The following is a 19687-nucleotide window of genomic DNA, read 5'->3' as shown; positions in this document are numbered from 1 at the left end:
ATTATCAGGTGTACCTATCACGATCATCCGAGAACCCGGGCGCCGGTCAAGCCTCTGCACCCGAAGTTCGGGCGCCCGGGACCGCTCGCGGCCGTCAAACACCGAGGAGTCACGCGCCAGTGGCCGGGGGGCGTATGATTCCCCATAGGCGGACGCGATTTACGTTCGGCCGATACCGGAGCGGCTCACCATGCCCGAGATCCCGAAGTTGACGCACCCGTGGTTCGTGGCCGTGTGGCCCGGGATGGGGCACGTGGCCCTGAACGCGGGCGTTTATCTGCTCGCCAAACTCGGCATGACCGCCGTGGCCGAGTTCGAGGCCGGGGAACTGTTCGACGTGGCCCAGGTGGAAGTCAAGGACGGCATAATCCAACCAGCGCGCCGCCCACGGAACCGGTTCTTCGTCTGGATCGACCCGAACAAGCGGCACGATCTCGTCGTTTTTCTGGGCGAAGCGCAGCCGCCGGTGGGCAAGTTCCCGTTCTGCCGACAGGTGATCGATTACGCACGCGAACTCGGGGTCGAGCGGGTAATTACGTTCGCAGCGATGGCAACGGAGATGCGGCCCGAGCACCCCTCGCGCGTGTTCGGCGCCGCGACCGATACGGACGGCGTGGCGGAACTGCGGCGGCTCGATGTGACCATTCTCGAAGAAGGCCACATCGGGGGGCTGAACGGGGTACTTCTGGGAGCCGCTGCCGCGAGCGGGCTGCGCGGGAGCTGCTTCCTCGGCGAAATGCCGCAAGTCTTCGCACAGGTTCCGTTCCCGAAGGCGTCGCTCGCGATCCTCGAAGCGTTCACCGTGATGACCGGCGTCGAACTGGATCTCGACGAACTCGCGGAACAGGCGCACGCCGTGGAGGAGCAGTTGGGCGAACTGCTTGCTCGTGTCGAGGACCAATACGAGAGCCCGAACGAGGAAGCCGAAGAGGGCGCGGGCGACGATGAGGGCGAAGAGTTTTCCAGTGATGAAGAAGAGTCCGAGAGCGAAAGTAGCTCCTCGCAGCAGGAGGGGATCGGGTACCGGTACGACGGGCCGGACGAACCCGTCTCGCAGACGGCCGTGCAGCGAATCGAGGAGCTGTTCGCGCGCGCCGCTACTGACCGCACCAAGGCGTTCGAGCTGAAACGCGAACTCGACCGGCTCGGGCTGTTCAAGCGCTACGAAGACCGGTTCCTCGACTTGTTCAAGCACTCCGACTAAATCTGAAGGCAAGAACCGTCCTCCTCGCACGGGACTCTTGCTATGCTTCGCTCGCTCGCAGCCTTTATTGCGGTCGGCTCCGTTATTGCGCTCGCGCTGGTGCCCAACGCCACCGGCGCAGCGCCGGCCGAACCCGACATGCTCAGCCCATTCCCGCACCCCAAGGGCTACGTTTGCTACCGAGCAACAAAGCCAGTTGTCATCGACGGCGATCTCAAGGACGTGGCCTGGGATGCGGTCCCGTGGAGCGACCCGTTCGCGGACATTGAGGGCGACAAGCGACCCAAACCGCGGTTCCGCACGCGGGTGAAGATGCTCTGGGACGACGAGGCGCTGCACATCGCCGCGGAACTCGAAGAACCGGACGTCTGGGCCACGCTCAAGGAGCACGATTCGGTCATCTTCGCCGACAACGATTTCGAGGTCTTTCTCGATCCCGATGGCGACAACCACCTTTACGGCGAACTCGAACTGAACGCGCTGAACACGACCTGGGATCTGCTGCTTACGAAGCCCTACAAGGACGGTGGAAATGCCATAAACGCCTGGGAAATTACCGGTCTACAAACGGCCGTGAAGGTGAACGGCACGATCAACGATCCGCGCGACAAGGACACTGGCTGGACGGTCGAAATCAAGTGGCCCTGGAAGGGCTTAAAGGAACTCAGCGGGCGCCCGATGCCGCCAAAGGACAGCGACCAGTGGCGCATCAACTTCTCGCGCGTCGAATGGGACACGGAACTCGTTGGGGGCAAAACGCAGAAAATCAAAGGCAAACCCGAACACAACTGGGTATGGTCCCCGCAAGGGCTGATCGACATGCACCGGCCCGAACGCTGGGGGTACCTCCAGTTCAGCACGGCCAAGCCGGGCGAAGCGAAGTTCAAGCCCGATGCGGATTGGGACATCCGCGATACGCTCCATCGCTGCTACTACTCGCAGCGCGAGTACCACAAGAAGAACGGCAAATACACTTCTGTCATTGCAGATCTCGGCTTCAAAGACTTTCCGGGCAGCGTACAAGCACAGGTGACTCGAACCGGTTTCGAGGTGTCGTGGATGGGGCGCGAGGGCAACCCGCCCAAGCCGGTTTACACCATCACGCACGACGCACGCATTCGCAAAGAGTGACTTTCCCTGGGATCGTGGACTTCGCTTGTATGCTTTACGCGTTCAAGAGTGACACATCGTTCCAGGTCTGGAAGTTGTGGGTCATGAGTGTCGCGCGTTTATGTTGGTGCTTGGTCGGCAGGTCGGCCCGGCGCCCATCGATGGCCTCTCGGAACATCTGAAAGTTCTGATGGGGGCTGTTTGAAACTCCCAGCGGTTGGTAGACAGCGAGAAAGCGGTGTATTCTCTGAATCATACCAAATCGCGTTGAATCGTGGCGCATCAGCAACCTTGGAAGTCGTTTAACGCAAATAACTTCCGAGACGGCCTATGGATACTGATCAACAGGATTCGGTATCAGAGGAGGCGCACCAATGGCTGGTAAGCGCAAGACGTACACGGCCGAGTTCAAGTTGGCGGCCGTGAAGATGATCACCGGAAGCTCTCGTCGCCGAGGTCGTGCGGCGACGTGGTGTCGGCGAGAACCTGCTCCACACGTGGAAGAAGGCCATTGCCAAGGATGGGGCCGGCGCCTTCCCCGGATCCGGCCACCTCACCCGTCGAAGAAGAGAACCGCCGACTCGAGGCCGAGGTCAAGCGCCTGACGGCGGAGCGCGATATCCTAAAAACTAGACCGGCAAACGTGACTGGATGAGCTTGTTTCCGAGGGCTTTGAGGTAGGCGTCGGGGTCGCGTCGGAAGCGCCTTCGTTCGACCCACGGGCCTGTAAAGATTCTTGTGTCAGGTAGGTCGGGCACATCGGTTGCTGTCAGCCTGTGGGCATGCGTCCCTCGAACACGATGGCGAAGTGGTTGAGCGCGGCCTTCCAGCCCGCGGTGGGCATGATCCACTTCTTCGATGCCTCGTGGATCGCCAAGTACACCAACTTCAACGCGCTCTCGGCGTTCGGGTACTGCTTCCGGTTCCGGGTGAACTTCCGAATCACGCGGTTCACCGACTCGATCGCATTGGTCGTGTAGATCGCTTTGCGGATCGGTGCCGGGAACTCGAACGGGGTGATGATGTCCGTCCACTTCAGGCGCCACTGCTTGGCGATCGTCGGGTACTTCACGTCCCACTTCGTCGCAAATTTCTTCAACGCCTCTTCCGCTTCGAGCACCGTCGCCGACTGATAGATCGTCTTCAGGTCCGCAGCAACTTCACGACTGTCTTTGTCCATCACGTACTTCAACGCGGCCCGCACCAGATGCACGATGCACAGTTGCACCTTCGTGTGCGGGAACGCCGCCCGGATCGCTTCCGGGAACCCGCTCCGCCCGTCGACGCACACCACGAAGATGTCGCTCACACCGCGACTCTTCAGGTCCGTCCGGCACGACAGCCAGAACTGGGCTCCTTCGGTCTCGCTCAGCCACAAGCCCAGCAGTTCCTTGTGGCCCTGGAGATTCACACCGATCGCGACGTACATCGTGTGCGGCGACACGCGACCGTTGTCGCCGCGCATGTGTACCACGATGCCGTCGAGGTACACGATCGGCCAGACCCCATCGAGACGCCGGGTGCGCCAGGCGGTGGCTTCGGCATCGAGGTCGGCGGTGATCTCCGAGACGAGCGTGGGCGACACCTCCACACCGTAGAGTTCTTGGACCAGATCCTGGATGTCACGCGTCGTCATGCCCTTGGCGTAAAGGGTCAGAATCTTCTCGTCAAAGCCGTCGAGCCGGCGCTGCCCCTTGGCGACCAGTTGTGGCTCGAACGTGCCGTTGCGGTCACGCGGGGTTCGCAGTTGGATGTCCCCATATCACCGCCGACGGTCTTCTGGGAATGTCCGTTGCGGTGGAGGTGGAGATGAGGTCACGCCGCGGTTTGCGCGGAGGACATTCTCCGACCTGGCAGATTATTGCAACTCGCTGTTCGGTAATGAGTTGTAAAATCCGCCCTCTGGGTGCTTTGGAGCGACAGCTCGTAATTTGTCCCCACGGTTCCAAAGCGTTTCCCGCATTCTCAGGGGCTTTCTGACGCGAGCGCGCAAACCGCGGTGTGACCTCTTGGAGGTCGTTGGGACGTTCTCGGACCCGCTCGTTGCTTCGGCGTTGTGCGTCGTGTTGTCGTTGGTGCCGACGGGTTGTGCCCGTCGCCCGAGATGAACATCCATCTCGGTGTTGAGCATTCGTTCGAGTGCGGTCTTCATCATGGCCCGCATCAGACCGTTGAGGTCGTCCAGAGTCGTGGCTTGCGTCGCCATCTCGCGTGCGAGTTGTTCCGCTTGGCTCTTGAAGATCGCATCCATTTGGGGAATCTCCGTCAGGTACGAGGACTGGGTAATAGCCAACCCGTCCCACTGACACAAGATTCAGGACAAGCCCGAAGAACGTGGGCACGGGGCACTATTACCTCACCAACTTGCGTATGCGCGGGCGGAACTGGCCGGTTACATCCGCAACCACTGGGGCATCGAGAACGGATTGCACTGGGTGTTGGATGTGGCGTTTCAAGATGACAGCCGCGCCCGAACCGGCCACGCGGCAGCGAATCTGGGGATGTTGAGGCGCGTGGCCGTGTCGCTGTTGAAGCGCACCGAGGTCAAAGGCAGTATCAAAACCCGGCGCATGAAGGCCGGTTGGGATGACAACTACCTGCCGCAAGTTATCCAAGGAATCACGGCACAATAAAGTGCGCACGCCCTGCCGAAGACGTGAGGCCGCTTTGGGCGCCTCACGTCTTCGGCAGGGTGTTAGTTGCTTTCCGGCACGGGCGTCAGGATCTCCAGCACTTCCACGGCCGGGCGGTCGCCGGTGTATATGACACCGATGCGCCCATACGTTTCGCTGCCCGGTGGCACGCGGAACCATTCGGCCATCGTCGGGCTGAGCGTCACCCGAATGTACGCGAGCGGTTCGATCCGGCGCAGCATGTTGTGCTGGATGAGTACGCGCCCGAGCGGGGTCTTCCCCTCGACGATCGCGTTGCGGACCGCTTCCGGGCACACGCCCAGATTGATGCGCACGAGCCCGAACTGGACCACGCGGTCCGCGTCTTCGCGGAGTGCCAGCAGAATCTTCCGCGCGTACTCGTTACCGGCGCGGCAGCAACTCAGTACGCGGACATTGACCGGAGAGCCGTAGAACTCTTCGACCGTCACGGTCATGTGGTGTGTGTGGACGAGCAGCTTGTAGTACGGCTCGGGCACTTCACTCGCCGGCACCTCGACCGCTTCGGGGCGGTCCGGGGAGTCCGGGAACAGGTGATACAAGTGCTCGAACGTTGGGGCAGTCGTCAGCAAATCGGCCCCTCGCAGCGGGTACACGGTCGGAGTAATTGGCAGGCCGGAGAGATACCGTCGCAGGCGGGGAGAGCTTTCAGGCGAACGGCCGGCGTGAGCCGGCTGGTGAAACCCGGATGAGACGTACCAGCCGGCTCACGCCGGCCGTTCGCCTATTTACCTAACTCCACAAATTGTACCACGCCCTGGCGCGGGAGTTCGGGCTTCTCCAGCACGCTGTCGACGAGATAGTAGAGCAGCTCGCGGAACTCGGTGGGCTGGACCTCATCGGCGAGTGACTCGGCCTTCGCGCGGAACTTGTCCACGAGTTTATCGGCCTTCTCGAACACCTTTGCCGCGAAGTATAGGTGCCGGACCCGGGCCACGATCTCTTCGCTGTCCGCGCCCACCGTTTTGGCGCTCGCGATAAGGTGGAGGAGTTCTTCGCGCTGGGCCGGTGTTGAGCCTTCGAGCGCGAGTGCCAGTAACAGCGTCGGCCGGGCCGCGAGCACGTCCTGTCCCGAGACGAGCTTGTTGTCCTCGTCGCCGGTCCAGTCCTTGATGTCGTTGAGGATCTGGAACGCGACGCCGACGTTACGGCTGAAGTCCGCGATCATCTTCTCGTGGTGCGTTGCGTCGCCTGCAAGTCGCACGCCGGTGTAGAGCGCGGCCTCGAACGCGGGCGACGTCTTCAGTGCGTAGATTTTCAGCGCGTCGAGTGTGGTGAGCGACTGGTCCTTCGCTTCGCGCCAGAGCAGTTCCGCGCCCTGGCCCTCGGAGAGCTTGATGTGCGCGTCCGCGAGCTTGTCGAGGATGTCCGCGGCGATCTCGGCCCCGAGTTGTTTGCGGTCGCGTGACACGCAGCGGTAGCCGAGGCCGATGAGGTAGTCGCCGACGTTGATCGCGGTACCCACACCGTAGGTGCGGTGCAGCGTCTCGGTGCCGTAACGGTAGGCGTCGTCGTCCTCGATGTCGTCGTGGACGAGGCTCGCTTTGTGGAACGTCTCGATCGCGATGGCCGCGCGCTTCACCGAGTCGGGAAGTTCCCAACCGCTCTCCGCGAGCGTGGCCGGCGCGCCTTTGAGTGCATCGTAGCTGGCGAGCGTGATGAACGGGCGCGATCGTTTTCCGCCGCGCGCGAGGAAATCGTAAGCGATCGTTTCGTGCTTGCGGAGCGGATCGGTTTCCGGTGCCGTCGCACGCGGGCGCGGAACCAGGCGCGACAGTTCTGGCTCGTCGAACATCGCGTTCGCGGCGCGCATCAGGTGCATGTACGTCTTGGTCTTCGTGTCCGGCGCAGGGGTGTGGAGAGCGATCGATTCAAACACCCAGTCGTTGTCCACCGACGTGTTCTTGCAGTTGCTCGACAGGAGCGGGGTGGCGATGCACGGGATGCCCGCGAGCAGCACCTTGTCGAACGCCTTCTCCAGCACGTTGAGGCACGCGACCCCGACGATCGCGTCGACGTGGCCGCTCACGATGATCTTCAGAACGATCGGCGTGCCCTCGCTCACGAGCACCTTGTAACCGAGTTCCTCCGCCTTCGTGCGGAAATCACCGACCTCGCACGCGCCGCACTTCTTGCAGTCCAGTCCGAGTTCGTCGTACTCGGCCGGGCACCCCTCCGCGTTCTTCAGACAGTGCGGCAGGAGCATCAGCCGACGATGGAACGGGATCGCTGCGACCTGCTCACGCCAGAACTCGTTCGTCAGCATCACCATCGTGAAGCCGAGGCACGATTCCCCGAGGCCGAGCGTTTTGAGCACGCCTTCGGCCATTTCGCGGGTCGATTCGCGCGTGAGCGGCTTGGACTTGTCCAGCGTTTTGCAGAACTTCTCGATCGCGGCGCGGATCGAATCCCGGACCGCGCGCGATTGGGGGACTTCCTTGAACGCGGCGGAATTCAGTTTGGGCGGCTTGGTCGGGGCGCGTTCGTTCGTGGCTTCCGTCAGGACTTCGGCGACAGTCGTCACGGTTGATCCCTTGGCTACGGCAGGGGCAATACGAGTCACGGCTCTTGCGGGAGCGCGCAGAGAGAAGATACTGGGCGGCGGGTGTCACAACCAGTTTGGCCACAACAACCCCGCGACGCAACTGAAAACAGCGCTTGCGTTCCGACTTGCGGCGCGTTTTCGTGTAGTCGCCCGGTACCACCCGCCAGATACCCGCCCCCGACTCGGAGTCTTTCACACCATGACGCGATTCCTCTCCGCACTGTTGCTGTTAACCCCATTTATCGGGCTTCGGGCCGACGAACCGAAGACCGATCCTTATGACCAGTCGAAAGTTCCGCTCGAAGTCGAGCCGCCGGCCGACTTTAAGGGAAAGCGAATTCTGATCGTCGCGGGCCAAGCGAGCCACGGTCCGGGCGACCACGAGTTTTTCGCGGGCAGCGCGATCCTTGTGAACCTGCTCAAACAAACTGATGGCGTGTTCCCGATCATGGCCCGCAACGGGTGGCCGAAGAACGAGAAGCTGTTCGATACGGCCGATTGCATCGTGATGTACATGGACGGCGGGGGCAACCACCCCGCAATCAAGCCGGAGCGTATGAAGATCATCCAGAAGCAAATCGACCGCGGGGCGGGGTGGGTCAACATGCACTACGCGGTCGAATACCCGGTGAAATCTGGTGACCGCGACATTGCAACGCCGGTCAAAGGGTGGCTGGGCGGCTACTACGAAACCGGCTATTCGATCAACCCGCACTGGGACGCGAACATCCGGAGCCTGCCGAAGCACGAGATCACACGCGGAGTAAAACCGTTCACGCTCAACGACGAGTGGTATTTCGGGATGCGCTGGATCGACGACATGAAGGGCGTTACGCCGATTTTGCAGGCCGTCCCGCCCGATGATTCGCGCCGCACGCCGCACACGAAGGCGCGGAAGGGCGAAATCGAAACGATGGCATGGGCCTTCGAGCGCGCGAGCGCGGGACGCAGCTTCGGCTTCACCGGCGGTCACGCGCACCGCAATTGGGACGATGAGAACTTCCGCCGTGTGGTGGTGAATGCGATCCTCTGGGGAGCGAAGGTCGAAGTGCCCGAGAAGGGCGCGAAGGTGGACTTCGACCCGGCAGACCTGAACAAGAACCTCGACAAGAAGAACGATAAGCCGTTCGTGCCGATTCTGCCGCCAGGGGCCAAAAAGTGATTGGCGAACGGCCGGTGTAAGCCGGCCGGTGTGACTGCATTAGATAGCTGGCGCAAGTATATCGGCCGGCTTACACTGGCCGTTCGCCCCGGCATGCCCGTCCCAATGCTGCGACGGTGAAGATGATCGGGTACAGCTTCTCGAAGTACCACAACTTTGCGAAGTAGAACCCGATCGGGCTGGCGTCGCGGAACCGGTCCGATTCGACCGCTTCTACCAGCCACGCGACCCCGCGCTGAACGGCGTCTCCGGGCGCCAGGTCGAGCAGCATTTCTACTGCGAGCGCCGTTTCCTCCACACTCGACGGGCAATCCTTCGCTCCACCCCATCCCCCATCCGCGTTCTGCACGGACAGCAGGAACTCGACCCCGCGCCGGCACTCCGGCGAATCTTTTAGTTTCAAGTCGCGATACGCGGCGAGCACGCGCGCGGTGCCGTAGACAGGGTTGATGTCGTCCGGCGCGTGCTGGTTCCCGAACCAGAGGGGGAGCCACGATCCGTCGGGGCGCTGTTGCTTAGCGAGGTATGCGAGGCCGCGGGAGACAGTTGCGTGGTACTTTTTCCAGGTCAAACCTAGGTAGCCAATAAGGAATTGATACTTGCTCTCTGGCTTGCCGAGCCAGCAGTGGTGGTCGTGTTCAAAGCGCTTGGACCAAACTGCGAGCGCGCGAAGGGCATGTGCTGTTAAATCCGCGCCGCTGCGGTCGAACGGGAGCGTACCCCACCCCCGACAAAACGTCGGCCATCCACCATCGGAGTTTTGTAATCCAATGACCCAGCCGACGCTCTCTGTGGGGTAGTGGCTGTAACCCATGTGGTAGAGCGCCAGAATTGCTCCGGGCGTATCGTCGCAGTCGGGTACTCCGCCGGGAAGATCGGTCCACGCCCAACCTCCGGGGTCTGCTCCGGTATACGGGTGCCTCTCTCGGTATTGCTGGCCCATCAGCCAGTCCCAGAGTGAGCCGCCTTCCCACTTCGGAGGAGCCGGTATCGACGGTGTATCGCCAACTGCAACGAGTGCGTTGATGGAGAGTGTCGTCACCCATGTCGCGAGGTTCGTATCGATCGGCCAGCTTCCGTCGGGGCGGACCGAGTTCACGATGAACCGCACGCCTTCATCAATGACTTGGGCTTCTGCAGCAGTACGTTTGCGACGCATGGAAGAGAGTGCCATCACGACGAAGCTCGTCAGTGGTGTGGCTTCCAAATACCCGCCGGTCTTTGGCTGAATGCGCCGCAGGACATTCAGGGTGCGGTTCCGGACGAACCGGCGCACGGCGTTGCGGATCGGGTTGTGCGAGCGCCGGTGGTGGTGGATGCACTGACCGATGGCGATGAGCGCGGGAAGGGCGTAACTCACCACCGGCATCTTCGCGAACCGGTACCAGCTTTGCGGGAGGTACGCCGCTTCAAACGGCAGCCGGGGCACTTCGTCCCAGGAAACCAGCCCCGCCAGCGCGCACGTCATCAGGATCGGTACGGAGAACGTGTGGTCCTTACCGTACCGGTGCCGGATCGCAGCCGCCCGGCGCGTGGGTAGAGCGCCCGCTTTCAGCGTGAGGTAGTCTTCGACGCGCCGGATCGTTTCTCCCTCTTCTTTTGCCCCGGCCAACTTGAACGCGGCCCGGCACAGCATCGTCGTCGAGATGTTCGAGAAACTCTTGACCGTGTCGCCCCACCCGCCGTCCGCGTTTTGGTGGTCCGCGAGCCACTTCAGGCCCGCGTCGATCCGCGCGCGGTGCTCGAACGGGTTCGCCAGGTGGAGCGCCATGACGGCGGTCGCGGTCGAGAGGGCGGACGTCGAAAGTTCGCCGACCCAGTGACCTCCCGGCACCCGCTCCGCGAGGAGTGCGTCGCGTGCGGCGAGATATGCGGCGCGGAGGCGGTCTGCGGGGATCATGCAATACCCATTTGATTCAAGCGGGCGGGGGAGCGGCGTCGATTGTGGGGAATGAGTAATCCCTGCACGTTCGGGGCGCCCCATGTCCGCGATTCATCCTATTAACCTCACCACCTGGGGCGGCCAACTCTCCGAAACGGAGCAGAAGCTTGCCACGGACGCCCTCGAAACCGGGTGCGTCTTGTTCCTGCCCGAATTGCGCTTCGCGCTGAGCGAGAACGAGCGCGAGTTCCTGACGCCGGACATCGTGGGGAGTTCCAAGAACGTCAGTTACGAGCCGAAGAGCGGTAAGCTCGGCGGGGCGAACGTCGCGGCGATGAAATTCCACGATCTCCGCGCGCTCATGGACCGGTTCGCGACTGGATCGCGTGCGCTCCTCGAAACGCTGCTCCCGCACTACGGCGCGGGGCTTCACCAGGCGCGCACGAGCCTCCGCCCGGTGGAAGTGGCCGGGCGCAAACAGTCGTGGCGCAAGGATGATACGCGGTTGCACGTGGACAGTTTCCCGAGCCAACCGAGTAACGGGAAGCGTATTCTGCGTGTGTTCAGCAACGTGAACCCGGACGGGCGGGCGCGGGTGTGGAAAGTGGGCGAACCGTTCGAGACGGTGGCGCGGAAGTTCTGGGCGCACCTGCGCTCGCCGTTGCCCGGTGAGCGCCGATTGCTCGCGGCCGTCGGCGTGACGAAGGCCGTTCGCACGCGGTACGACCACTACATGCTCAAGCTGCACGACGCGATGAAACTCGACCCGGCCTACCAGGAGCGGTTCGCGAGTTCGACGCACCCGTTCCCGGCCGGGAGTACGTGGGTGTGCTTCACGGATCAGGTGTCGCACGCGGCCATTTCGGGTGCCCACCAGTTGGAACAGACGTTCTGGGTCGATGTCCGGGCGCTACGGAACCCGAACTCGGCGCCGATCCGGGTGCTGGAATCGCTCGCGGGCCGCAAACTCGCCTAATGGCAGAACCGGGTTCACGTCGCGCGTTCTGAATGATCGCGCGGCGCCTCACGCATTTCCAGCTCGCAGAACTTGCATTAAAACCGTCGCGGCCTTCGCACATTACGCACCTTCCGTCATTGGACACCTCGGTACGAAGCACGTCAGCGGCTCGTCTGGATTCTCGATTCCGAGCGATTTATAAACCGGGCCGCTCACACCGGAGTCGCCCGGAGGCACGTCACATGTCAGTGCGACGGTGGGTGGCAATCTTGGCCGTTTTCATGGCACCGGCAGTTGGGGAAGCGGAGGAGTTTTGCGCGGACCAGCGCGTGGTCGTGAAGCGGGCGCGCGTCTCGTTCGGGTACACCGAAGAGGGGAAGTGGGTCAACGCGGGTGAGGTCACCGAGGTGGTGGTGACGGTTCGGGAGCAGCGGGGAGATTGGGTGCTGATCCGCTCCGGGGGGAAACGCGGGTGGGTGCGCATCGCAGAGGTCGTTTCACTCGCGGACGCGCCCGCGTACTTCACCGGCATGATCGAAGCCCAACCGCGTGTCGGTTCGCACTACTTGCGTCGCGCTGCGGCACTGGCAGAACAAAAAGAATACGCAAAGGCGGAACGAGACTGGACGGAGGCGCTGCGGTTGTCTCCGAGTGACCCGGCGGCCCACTACGGCCGAGCCGTTTCTCGGCATCTGAATAAGGACTACGCCGGTGCCCTGGAGGACTACGGCATGGTCCTCAGGCTGTCGCCGAATCATGCGGGCGCCTTCGCGGGTCGGGCGTGGCTGCGTGCGACGTGCTCGGAGGGGAAGTATCGGGACGGCGCTGAAGCGGTACGCGATGCGCGGCGCGCGTGCGAACTGACCGCGTGGAGCGATCCGGACTGCATCGACAACTTGGCCGCGGCTTACGCCGAAAACGGGCAGTTCGACGAGGCCGGGCGCTGGCAATCCAAGGCGCTGGAGTTCCCAGCGTTCCAGGGCCAGAGCCGGGAGAACGCGCTGGTGCGGGTCAAGCTCTACAAGGACGGTAAACCGTATCGCACTGAGGGGCGCGAGTAGGCACCCCAGTTCAGGCGAGAACGTCCTTCACGACGCGCCCGTGAACGTCGGTGAGTCGGAAGTTGCGGCCCGCGAACTTGAACGTCAGTTTCTCGTGGTTCAGCCCGAGTTGGTGCAGGATCGTCGCGTGCAGGTCGTGGAGGTGGACCTTGTCGGTCACCGCCGCGGCGCCGAACTCGTCGGTCGCACCGAACGAGAACCCGGGCTTGAACCCGCCGCCCGCGAGCCACACTGTGAACCCGCCCGGGTTGTGGTCGCGGCCGGTCCCGTTCTTCTCCGCGTAGGGCGTTCGGCCGAACTCGCCGCCCCACCACACGATCGTGTCTTCGAGCAGTCTGCGGCGCTTCAGGTCTGCGAGTAGCCCGGCGATCGGCTTGTCGACCGCTCGCGCGTGATCGGCGTGCTTGGGCAGGTTCGAGTGCTGGTCCCAGGCCGGGTTCGCGGTGTTGTCGCCGTAGGTGACCTGCACGAACCGCACGCCGGCCTCGCTCAACCGACGGGCCATCAGGCACTGCTTGCCGAAGTTGTCGGTTTCCTTCGTCCCGATGCCATAGAGCTTCTGGGTTTCCTTCGTCTCCTTTGCGATGTCCATCACGTCCGGGGCGTTCTTCTGCATGCGCCACGCGAGTTCGTAAGACGCCGCCACCGCTTCCAGTTCCGCGTCGCCGGGTTTAGCTTTGAGTTGTTCGGCGTTCAGCTCACGCAGCAGGTCGAAATGCTCTTGCGCTGAGCCGGAGGGAAGAGCGGAAGCGAGGTTGCGAATGGTAGCCTCGCTTGCGGGACCACCCGCGCGCCCGACGGGAGTGCCCTGATAAATGGCCGGGAGGAAGGCGTTACCGTAGTTCCGCGCCCCACCGTTACCGCTTGATGGTGCGATGCTGACGAACCCCGGCAAGTTCGCGCTCTCGCTCCCGAGTCCGTAGAGCACCCAGCTCCCGAAACTCGGGCGCACGAAGCTCGTCGACCCGCAGTGCAGGAACAGTGTCGCCGGGCCGTGTGCCACGCCCTCGGTGTGCATCGAGTGGATGAAGCACAGGTCGTCGATCACTCCGTTGACTTCGGGGAACAGGTCCGAAGCCCATTTCCCCGATTGGCCGCGCTCGGCGAACTTCCACAGCGGTTTCATTACCCGCTGCGTGCTCCCGCGCATCCCGGTGTTAGCGACCACGCGGGCGTCGTCGAATTTCAGTTGCTTGCCGTCTTCTTTGTCGAGCAGCGGCTTGTGGTCGTAGGAATCGACGTGCGAAACGCCGCCCTGCATGAACAGGAAGATGACCCGCTTGGCTTTCGCCGGGTGGTGTCCCGGTTTTGCTGCCAGCGGGTTCGCGAGAGCGTCGGCGCGTGCTCTTTGCGTCGCGAGGCCCGCGAGTGCGAGCGCACCGAAGCCGCACCCGGTGCGAGCGAGGTAGTCGCGGCGAGAGAGGAGTGGCAGCATGGTCGTTCTCGTGCCGTGTATCAGGCGAACTTAGCGTTATCGATTTTGAGCCGATGGAGCGTCAATTCACGTACCGGAACTCGGCCGATGCGAACAGTGCGTGGAACACCGCGGTCCAACCGTCCCGGTCGGATTTGCCCTTCAAGAACCGCTCGGCCACTTTGCGCTCGCCCTGTGTGGGGTCGCGACCGAGCGCAAGTCGATACGCGCGCGTGAGCCGGGCTGCGTCGTCGGCGTGCTTTTCGCGCAATAGTCGCGTTGCGGAATGCTCGGCCTGTTCCAGAACGAACGGGTGGTTCATCATGAACAGCGCTTGCGGGGCGACCGTTCCGCTGTTCCGCTTGCCCGTCGTGATGCTCGGGTCCGCCGCATCGAACACTTCGAGCATTTCCGGCATCGCGTTCCGGAATTGGGGCAGGTACACGCTTCGGCGAGTTGAATTGGTCTTGTAGCCGTAGTCCGCGGCGAGGGAATCCGGGAACGTCGGTCCGCCGCGAGTGGAGTCGAGTTGGCCGCTCACAGTGAGAATCGTGTCGCGGATCTCTTCGGCTTCGAGGCGTTTGCGGTTCGCGCGGCTGAACAGTTGATTTTCCGGGTCCGCAGTTACCGTTGCGGCGTCCCCAGTTGTGGACTGACGGTAGGTACGGCTGAGAACGATGTACCGGACAAACTTCTTCGTACTCCATCCCATACCGTTCGCGTGGTCGGTCGGGGTCTGAAACAGAATCGCCAGGTGATCGAGCAGTTCCGGATGGCTGGGGAGTTCGCCGGTCGTGCCGAAGTTGTCCACGGTGCGAACCAGACCCGCGCCGAGCAACCAGTGCCACACGCGGTTCACCGCGACGCGGGCGGTCAGCGGGTTGTCTTTCGAGGCGATCCAATCCGCCAGTTCTGCTCGCCCGCTGCGGTTCTTGGAAACGGTTGGCGGTGTGCCGTACAGTGCGACCGTCAGGAACCCGCGTGGGGCGACTTCGCCCAAATTGTGGACGCTCCCGCGAACGTGAACCTTCGTGTCTTCGATCACCGGTTCCTCGACGACCGACATCGCCATCTCGCGCTTCGGTCCGGTTGCCTGGAGCTTCTTCAGTTCGGCTTCGAGGGTTTTCAGCGTGTTCGTTTCCGCTCGGGCGGGCTTGTTGCCTTGTTCTTTCTTGTCGAGCGACAGGAACACGACCGCGTCGGCCGTCACGTGCCCCTTTGTCCCTTCATTCGAGATCATGACGTAGGCTTGCCCGCCCTTCTCGAATCGGTACTCGCCCAGTGAGACGAACCGGCCGTCGATTGCCGGAGTTTTCGTCATATCAACGCCGATCTCGGTTTCGCCGTCGGCGCTGAAGACGTGGACGGTAACTTTCGCGGCCCGGTTCGTGCCCGGCGAGTACGCGAGCCGGACCTCGAACTTGCCCGGGGGAACTGCGTCCGGTTGGAACGTCAGCGTCTTTTGACCCTTCCCCCCATCGCTGTCGTGAATGTAGCCGGCACCGATGAACGTTTTGTTGAACGTGGACGGCACCCAATCACCGACCTTCTTCGCCTGAGTGTCGTCTACCACGATTCCGGGAACGTCCTTTACCGCGAGTGCGCCGGCCGCTGTGGTACCCGCTGCTTTCTTTGCAGTCGCGATCTTCGCTTGGAGCGACGTGACCGCGGATTCGTGTTCCTTGAGCGCCAATTCGGTCGCGGGAGCGGCCGGGAGCGGTACCTCGATCCACTTCGATACGTTCGCGTGCTCCATCGCCTTGACGTTGCGCAGGATGCCGGCGAGGGCGTAGTAATCCTTTGTCGGGATCGGGTCGAACTTATGGTCGTGGCACCGCGCACACGTCACGGTTTGTCCCAGGAAACCCTTCGTGATGACATCGAGCTGTTCGTCAACGACGTCCATCCGGAGCGCCTTCTTGTCCTGTTCTTCGAGGTTGGTGTTTCCGAGTTGCAGGAACGTCGTCGCAACGAGTTGGCGCTTTCGATCGTTCGTGGTAGTAGCAGGGAGGAGATCGCCCGCGAGTTGTTCCCGAATGAACTGATCAAAGGGCACGTCCGCGTTGAACGAGTCGATTACGTAATCGCGGTAGCGCCAGGCGTGCGGGTAAACGAACCCGCGTAGCGTGACCGACTCCGCGAACCGGGCGATATCGAGCCAGTGGCGCCCCCACCGGACACCGAACTCCGGAGACGCGAGCAGCTTGTCCACGAGTTTCTCGTAAGCATCTGGGGCTTTGGCCGCCACGAACGCATCGACCTCTTCGGGCGACGGCGGCAGCCCGGTGAGGTCGTAGTAGAGTCGCCGAACGAGTGTCGCGCGATCCGCTTCGGGGGCGGGCTTCAGTCCCTTCGCTTCGAGAGTCGCGAGGATGAATGCGTCGATCTCGTTTCGGACTTCCCCCTTCGGGTTCCGAACGTTCGGCACGACCGGTCGGGCGGGGAGCTTGTACGCCCAGAACTTCCGCCCCTCTTCGATGGATAGCCCGACTTGTTTCTTGGGGCGCGCTGATCCGCCAGTTTGTGGGGCCGGGGCGCCCATCGCGATCCATTTCTCGAAGTCCTTCAGGACCGTAGCCGGGAGCTTACCCTTGGGGGGCATCTGCACGTCCCCGTCGTACTTCATCGTCTTGAGCAGGAGGCTATCGGCCGGTTTGCCCGGCACCACTGCGGGGCCACTATCGCCGCCCTTGAGTATCCCGTCACGCGAGTCGATGAACAGCCCGCCTTTGAGCTTTTTGTTTTTCTCCGCGTCGGCGGAGTGGCACGCGGCGCAGTGCTCGACGAGTACGGGCCGGATTTTCTTCTCGAAGAATTCGAGTGCGGCCGGGTCGGTGGGCGGATCGGGATTGGCCGCGCGGACGGTTGCAGGTTCGACGGGGGTGAAGAGCACGAGGGCGAAGAGCGCGGGCGCGGAGAGGACAGCAAATCGCATCGCGAGCACCCCGGCAGCGAGAGTGGTAGCCCGGGAATCAATTATGCCGATTCACCCAGTGAACGCACCTGGAATCTGTTCGCGTGGGGCAGACGCCCGTGCGATTGTTCCGGGCGCGAAGAATTGAGCCGCACCGAAAGGGGTTTTGAAAGACGGCCCGAATTCCCCAGTAGAAACTGATGCGGGTACAGAACCTGCTCTATTGGATTGACGGGCAGCCTGTGATCGGCTCTCATGACCGTCTGAGGCAGGGCGTGCGCACTTTATTGGGCCGTGATTCCTGGGATAACTTGCAATAGGTAGTTGTCATCCCAACCGGCCTTCATGCGCCGGGTTTTGATGCTGCCTTTGGTCTTGGCGCGCTTCAGGAGCGACACGGCCACGCGCCGGAGCATCCCCAGGTTGGCCCCCGCGTGGCCGGTTCGGGCACGGCTGTCGTCCTCTCGGAACGCCACATCCAGTACCCAGTGCAGCCCATTCTCGATGCCCCAATGGTTCCGAATGTAACCGGCTAGCACCGCCGCGCTCACGCGCAGGCGGGTGATGTAATAGTGCCCGGTGCCCTCGTTCTTCTGACCCTTTACCCGGCGCTCCCGGCACACCAGCGCCACCGCGCCCACATCCGACCAACCATCCGGCAACCCATCCGGGTCTTGGACCACCGTTACATAACCAGTAGTTTCAAGGGTCATGGCAGTGCCGCATGGGAGTTCCTAAGTTCAAGGTTCTCAAGCACTTGAACGGGAAGCTCCCATGCGACGTGGTTATTCTACGATTACCCCGGCGGTGATCCATGCGTTGGCCCGGCGAACGTTGGCCCGGGCACTCGATTGGCCCGACTACAAGCCGTCGATCACGGGCACCCAGTTGGTTGATCTGGTGCTGCGGATCGCGAGCACCACACGAACCCTGTTCGCGGTGGCGACCCGGTACTTCCACTTCTCGCACGAGACCGCGCGACAGGCCGTTCGTGCGAACCTGGGCTCTCGGGACCAACTCACGGCCCGGTTGGTGGATGCGCTCCACCAGGTGGCGACGTTCACCCGTCGGGACCGGAGGCGCCGGTGGACGTGTGCCATCGACGTGCATTACGTGCCGTTCTACGGGGACCGCTCCACCCCGGGGATCATCGGCGGACCCAAGAAGGCCGGAACCTCGTTCTTCCACGCCTACGCCACGTGCGTTCTGATTCATAAGCGCCGGCGGTACACGGTCGGGCTGATGAGCGTGGCGAAAGGAACCAAGCCGCACCAGCAGGTGAGCATCCTTCTGGATCAGGTGGCGGCTCGCGGGCTCCAGGTCCGCGGGGTGGTGCTGGACGCCGGGTTCGACAGCGGGGAAACGCTGCTGCTGTTGCAGCAACGGGATCTGTACTACGCGGTGCCGATCCGCAAGAAGGGGAAAGGCACGAACCGGCGCAACGAGTGCGACGCGCAACCGTCGGGTACGATCGCCACGATGGGATGGGTGACCGAGAAGAGCCGCCGGGCGGTATCGACTCGGGTGCTCGTGTGGCGCCGCCCGGGCGAATCGCACGCCCGGGTGTACGCATTTTCCGGGTGGGGCAAGGGAACGGCCGTGTCCGAGGCGACGCGCGCGTGGCTCGGGCGGCGCCGGTACCGGGAGCGGTTCGGGATCGAAACCAGCTACCGGCAGAAGAACCAGGCCCGCGGGTGGACCACCAGCACCAACCCCGAGTACCGGTTGCTCTTGGAAGGGGTCGCGCTGGTGTTGCGACAGGTGTGGGTGTGCTTGGCACTCCAAATCGCCCGCGCCCGGAAACGGAATCCGAGTGCGTGGGTGCGCGAACTCCCGTTGGTCGAGATGCTCGACTGGCTCACACTACGGATCCGCTCGCGATACCCGCGCACACGATGTATCACACTGACCCACAATACACTTACACGCACGGCTACGCCTTGAAACTACTGTAACGCTCTTCCTCGCGCCCGTGACCCACACCCGCCTCGCCCGCCATGTCGCACCCGGCGAACTCCGCCTCGGCCGCCTTCTCGAACACCGCGACAACGGCTCGGTGCAGCGTCGGCTGGTTCCCTTTCACCGTCACCAGGTACGCCCCGCCCTGCTCACGGATCTGCGTGACAACATCCTTCTGACCGAACGCGTCATCGAGCGTCACCAACGCGCCCCTGAGGTCCAGCACCTTCAGCAGCTCAGGCACGGCCGCGATCTCATTGGACCCGTTGGGCACCGGCACCTGGCCCAGGAACAGGTTGTTCTCGGTGGCCCACGCGTTGACCAGGTGCAGGCACCCGGTGAACGTGCCTTGGGCCGAACGCCGTGCGCTCTTCCCGTCGATGGCGATGTGGACCAAGCCCGTCGATTCGCACAACGCGCCCACCCATCGGCCGAACCGGTCGGCGAACGCATCGGGATCGAGTTTGGCGAACACGCGCTCGAACGTGTCGTGGCTCGGCACCCCGTTGGGCAGCTCGAGGAACCGGCGGAAGAACGGCTCCTTGGTGCGCGCGTACTCCGCGATCTCATCCCACCCGTCGGCCCCAGCAATCACCGCGCAGGTGGCGATCACCAGAATATCCGTCAGCGGGTGCAGCTTGTTCGCGGTCTCGATCCTGGGGTCGGGCACGTCCGCGAACACGGCGGTCAACGAAAGGGGCATTGGGTATCCTCCGGATGCCCTCGGTGTAGACATAAACTCCTACACCGTCAGCCGTTCATAGTGCGCACCCCCTGCCGTCTGAGGAGGCCTGTCGTGGAACAAA

17 protein-coding genes are annotated in these 19687 nt (G+C 62.9%); 7 read left to right on the top strand and 10 right to left on the bottom strand.

Annotated elements, in window-relative coordinates; genetic code table 11:
* Nucleotides 1-190 precede the first annotated feature (190 nt).
* Both VT84_RS19675 and VT84_RS19670 read left to right on the top strand, forming a co-directional pair.
* Nucleotides 191-1204 carry a PAC2 family protein gene (locus tag VT84_RS19675; protein WP_052554804.1) on the top strand — a complete coding sequence of 338 codons (1014 nt, stop codon included), beginning with the start codon at nucleotides 191-193 and terminating at the stop codon, nucleotides 1202-1204.
* Nucleotides 1205-1246: 42 nt separating this feature from the next.
* Entirely contained in the window at nucleotides 1247-2335 is a 1089-nt protein-coding gene (locus VT84_RS19670; protein ID WP_052554802.1) for a carbohydrate-binding family 9-like protein, read from the top strand.
* A gap of 34 nt (nucleotides 2336-2369) precedes the next feature.
* On the opposite strand, the gene VT84_RS41715 is transcribed toward VT84_RS19670, so the two are convergent.
* The 3 genes from VT84_RS41715 to VT84_RS19655 all read right to left on the bottom strand — a co-directional run bounded on the left by VT84_RS41715 (nucleotide 2370) and on the right by VT84_RS19655 (nucleotide 4565).
* On the bottom strand, nucleotides 2370-2492 hold the full coding sequence (locus VT84_RS41715) for a hypothetical protein (RefSeq protein WP_255359495.1): 123 nt from the start codon (nucleotides 2490-2492) through the stop codon (nucleotides 2370-2372).
* A gap of 591 nt (nucleotides 2493-3083) precedes the next feature.
* Nucleotides 3084-4067, bottom strand: coding sequence for an IS256 family transposase (locus tag VT84_RS19660; RefSeq protein ID WP_082840709.1), 984 nt, complete (start codon nucleotides 4065-4067; stop codon nucleotides 3084-3086).
* 105 nt (nucleotides 4068-4172) lie between these two features.
* Nucleotides 4173-4565 (bottom strand): hypothetical protein, encoded by a 393-nt coding sequence (locus tag VT84_RS19655; protein ID WP_082840708.1) that lies wholly within the window; start codon nucleotides 4563-4565, stop codon nucleotides 4173-4175.
* 175 nt (nucleotides 4566-4740) lie between these two features.
* Between VT84_RS19655 and VT84_RS19650 the strand changes: the two genes are divergently transcribed.
* On the top strand, nucleotides 4741-4947 hold the full coding sequence (locus VT84_RS19650; protein WP_157469643.1) for a hypothetical protein: 207 nt from the start codon (nucleotides 4741-4743) through the stop codon (nucleotides 4945-4947).
* Nucleotides 4948-5009: 62 nt separating this feature from the next.
* On the opposite strand, the gene VT84_RS19645 is transcribed toward VT84_RS19650, so the two are convergent.
* The gene (locus VT84_RS19645) at nucleotides 5010-5558 is read right to left on the bottom strand and encodes a hypothetical protein (protein WP_082840706.1); all 549 of its coding nucleotides are present in this window, start codon (nucleotides 5556-5558) and stop codon (nucleotides 5010-5012) included.
* A gap of 152 nt (nucleotides 5559-5710) precedes the next feature.
* Nucleotides 5711-7510, bottom strand: a complete 1800-nt coding sequence (locus VT84_RS19640; protein ID WP_082840705.1) for a polyprenyl synthetase family protein — start codon at nucleotides 7508-7510, stop codon at nucleotides 5711-5713.
* 220 nt (nucleotides 7511-7730) lie between these two features.
* On the opposite strand from VT84_RS19640, the gene VT84_RS19635 reads away from it, so the two are divergent.
* Nucleotides 7731-8693 (top strand): ThuA domain-containing protein, encoded by a 963-nt coding sequence (locus VT84_RS19635; RefSeq protein WP_052554790.1) that lies wholly within the window; start codon nucleotides 7731-7733, stop codon nucleotides 8691-8693.
* Between the two features lie 70 nt (nucleotides 8694-8763).
* Here the strand turns inward: VT84_RS19635 and VT84_RS19630 are convergent, their stop codons facing one another.
* Nucleotides 8764-10593 carry a prenyltransferase/squalene oxidase repeat-containing protein gene (locus VT84_RS19630; protein WP_082840704.1) on the bottom strand — a complete coding sequence of 610 codons (1830 nt, stop codon included), beginning with the start codon at nucleotides 10591-10593 and terminating at the stop codon, nucleotides 8764-8766.
* An 82-nt stretch (nucleotides 10594-10675) separates the two neighbouring features.
* Between VT84_RS19630 and VT84_RS19625 the strand changes: the two genes are divergently transcribed.
* Together VT84_RS19625 and VT84_RS19620 are read left to right on the top strand one after the other, a co-directional pair.
* Nucleotides 10676-11551, top strand: a complete 876-nt coding sequence (locus tag VT84_RS19625) for a Kdo hydroxylase family protein (RefSeq protein WP_052554786.1) — start codon at nucleotides 10676-10678, stop codon at nucleotides 11549-11551.
* 224 nt (nucleotides 11552-11775) lie between these two features.
* Nucleotides 11776-12594 (top strand): tetratricopeptide repeat protein, encoded by an 819-nt coding sequence (locus VT84_RS19620; RefSeq protein WP_052554785.1) that lies wholly within the window; start codon nucleotides 11776-11778, stop codon nucleotides 12592-12594.
* A gap of 10 nt (nucleotides 12595-12604) precedes the next feature.
* Here the strand turns inward: VT84_RS19620 and VT84_RS19615 are convergent, their stop codons facing one another.
* From VT84_RS19615 to VT84_RS19605, 3 genes are all read right to left on the bottom strand, one after another.
* Nucleotides 12605-14029, bottom strand: a complete 1425-nt coding sequence (locus VT84_RS19615) for a DUF1501 domain-containing protein (RefSeq protein WP_082840703.1) — start codon at nucleotides 14027-14029, stop codon at nucleotides 12605-12607.
* A gap of 61 nt (nucleotides 14030-14090) precedes the next feature.
* Nucleotides 14091-16943 (bottom strand): DUF1553 domain-containing protein, encoded by a 2853-nt coding sequence (locus VT84_RS19610; protein ID WP_082840702.1) that lies wholly within the window; start codon nucleotides 16941-16943, stop codon nucleotides 14091-14093.
* A gap of 263 nt (nucleotides 16944-17206) precedes the next feature.
* The gene (locus tag VT84_RS19605; protein ID WP_239465414.1) at nucleotides 17207-17635 is read right to left on the bottom strand and encodes an ISAs1 family transposase; all 429 of its coding nucleotides are present in this window, start codon (nucleotides 17633-17635) and stop codon (nucleotides 17207-17209) included.
* A 61-nt stretch (nucleotides 17636-17696) separates the two neighbouring features.
* Between VT84_RS19605 and VT84_RS40980 the strand changes: the two genes are divergently transcribed.
* Complete coding sequence (locus VT84_RS40980; RefSeq protein ID WP_239465413.1) at nucleotides 17697-18866, top strand: hypothetical protein; 1170 nt, start codon at nucleotides 17697-17699, stop codon at nucleotides 18864-18866.
* Here the strand turns inward: VT84_RS40980 and VT84_RS19590 are convergent.
* Nucleotides 18856-19584: an ISAs1 family transposase gene (locus tag VT84_RS19590; RefSeq protein WP_162271776.1), complete on the bottom strand. Its 729-nt coding sequence runs from the start codon at nucleotides 19582-19584 to the stop codon at nucleotides 18856-18858. The two genes, VT84_RS40980 and VT84_RS19590, sit on opposite strands and share 11 nt — an antisense overlap.
* Nucleotides 19585-19687 lie beyond the last annotated feature (103 nt).

The organism is Gemmata sp. SH-PL17, from assembly GCF_001610855.1.
Taxonomy (GTDB): domain Bacteria; phylum Planctomycetota; class Planctomycetia; order Gemmatales; family Gemmataceae; genus Gemmata; species Gemmata massiliana.
Note: the sequence above shows the minus strand (reverse complement) of the source record. Positions and strands in the feature narration are given on the sequence as shown.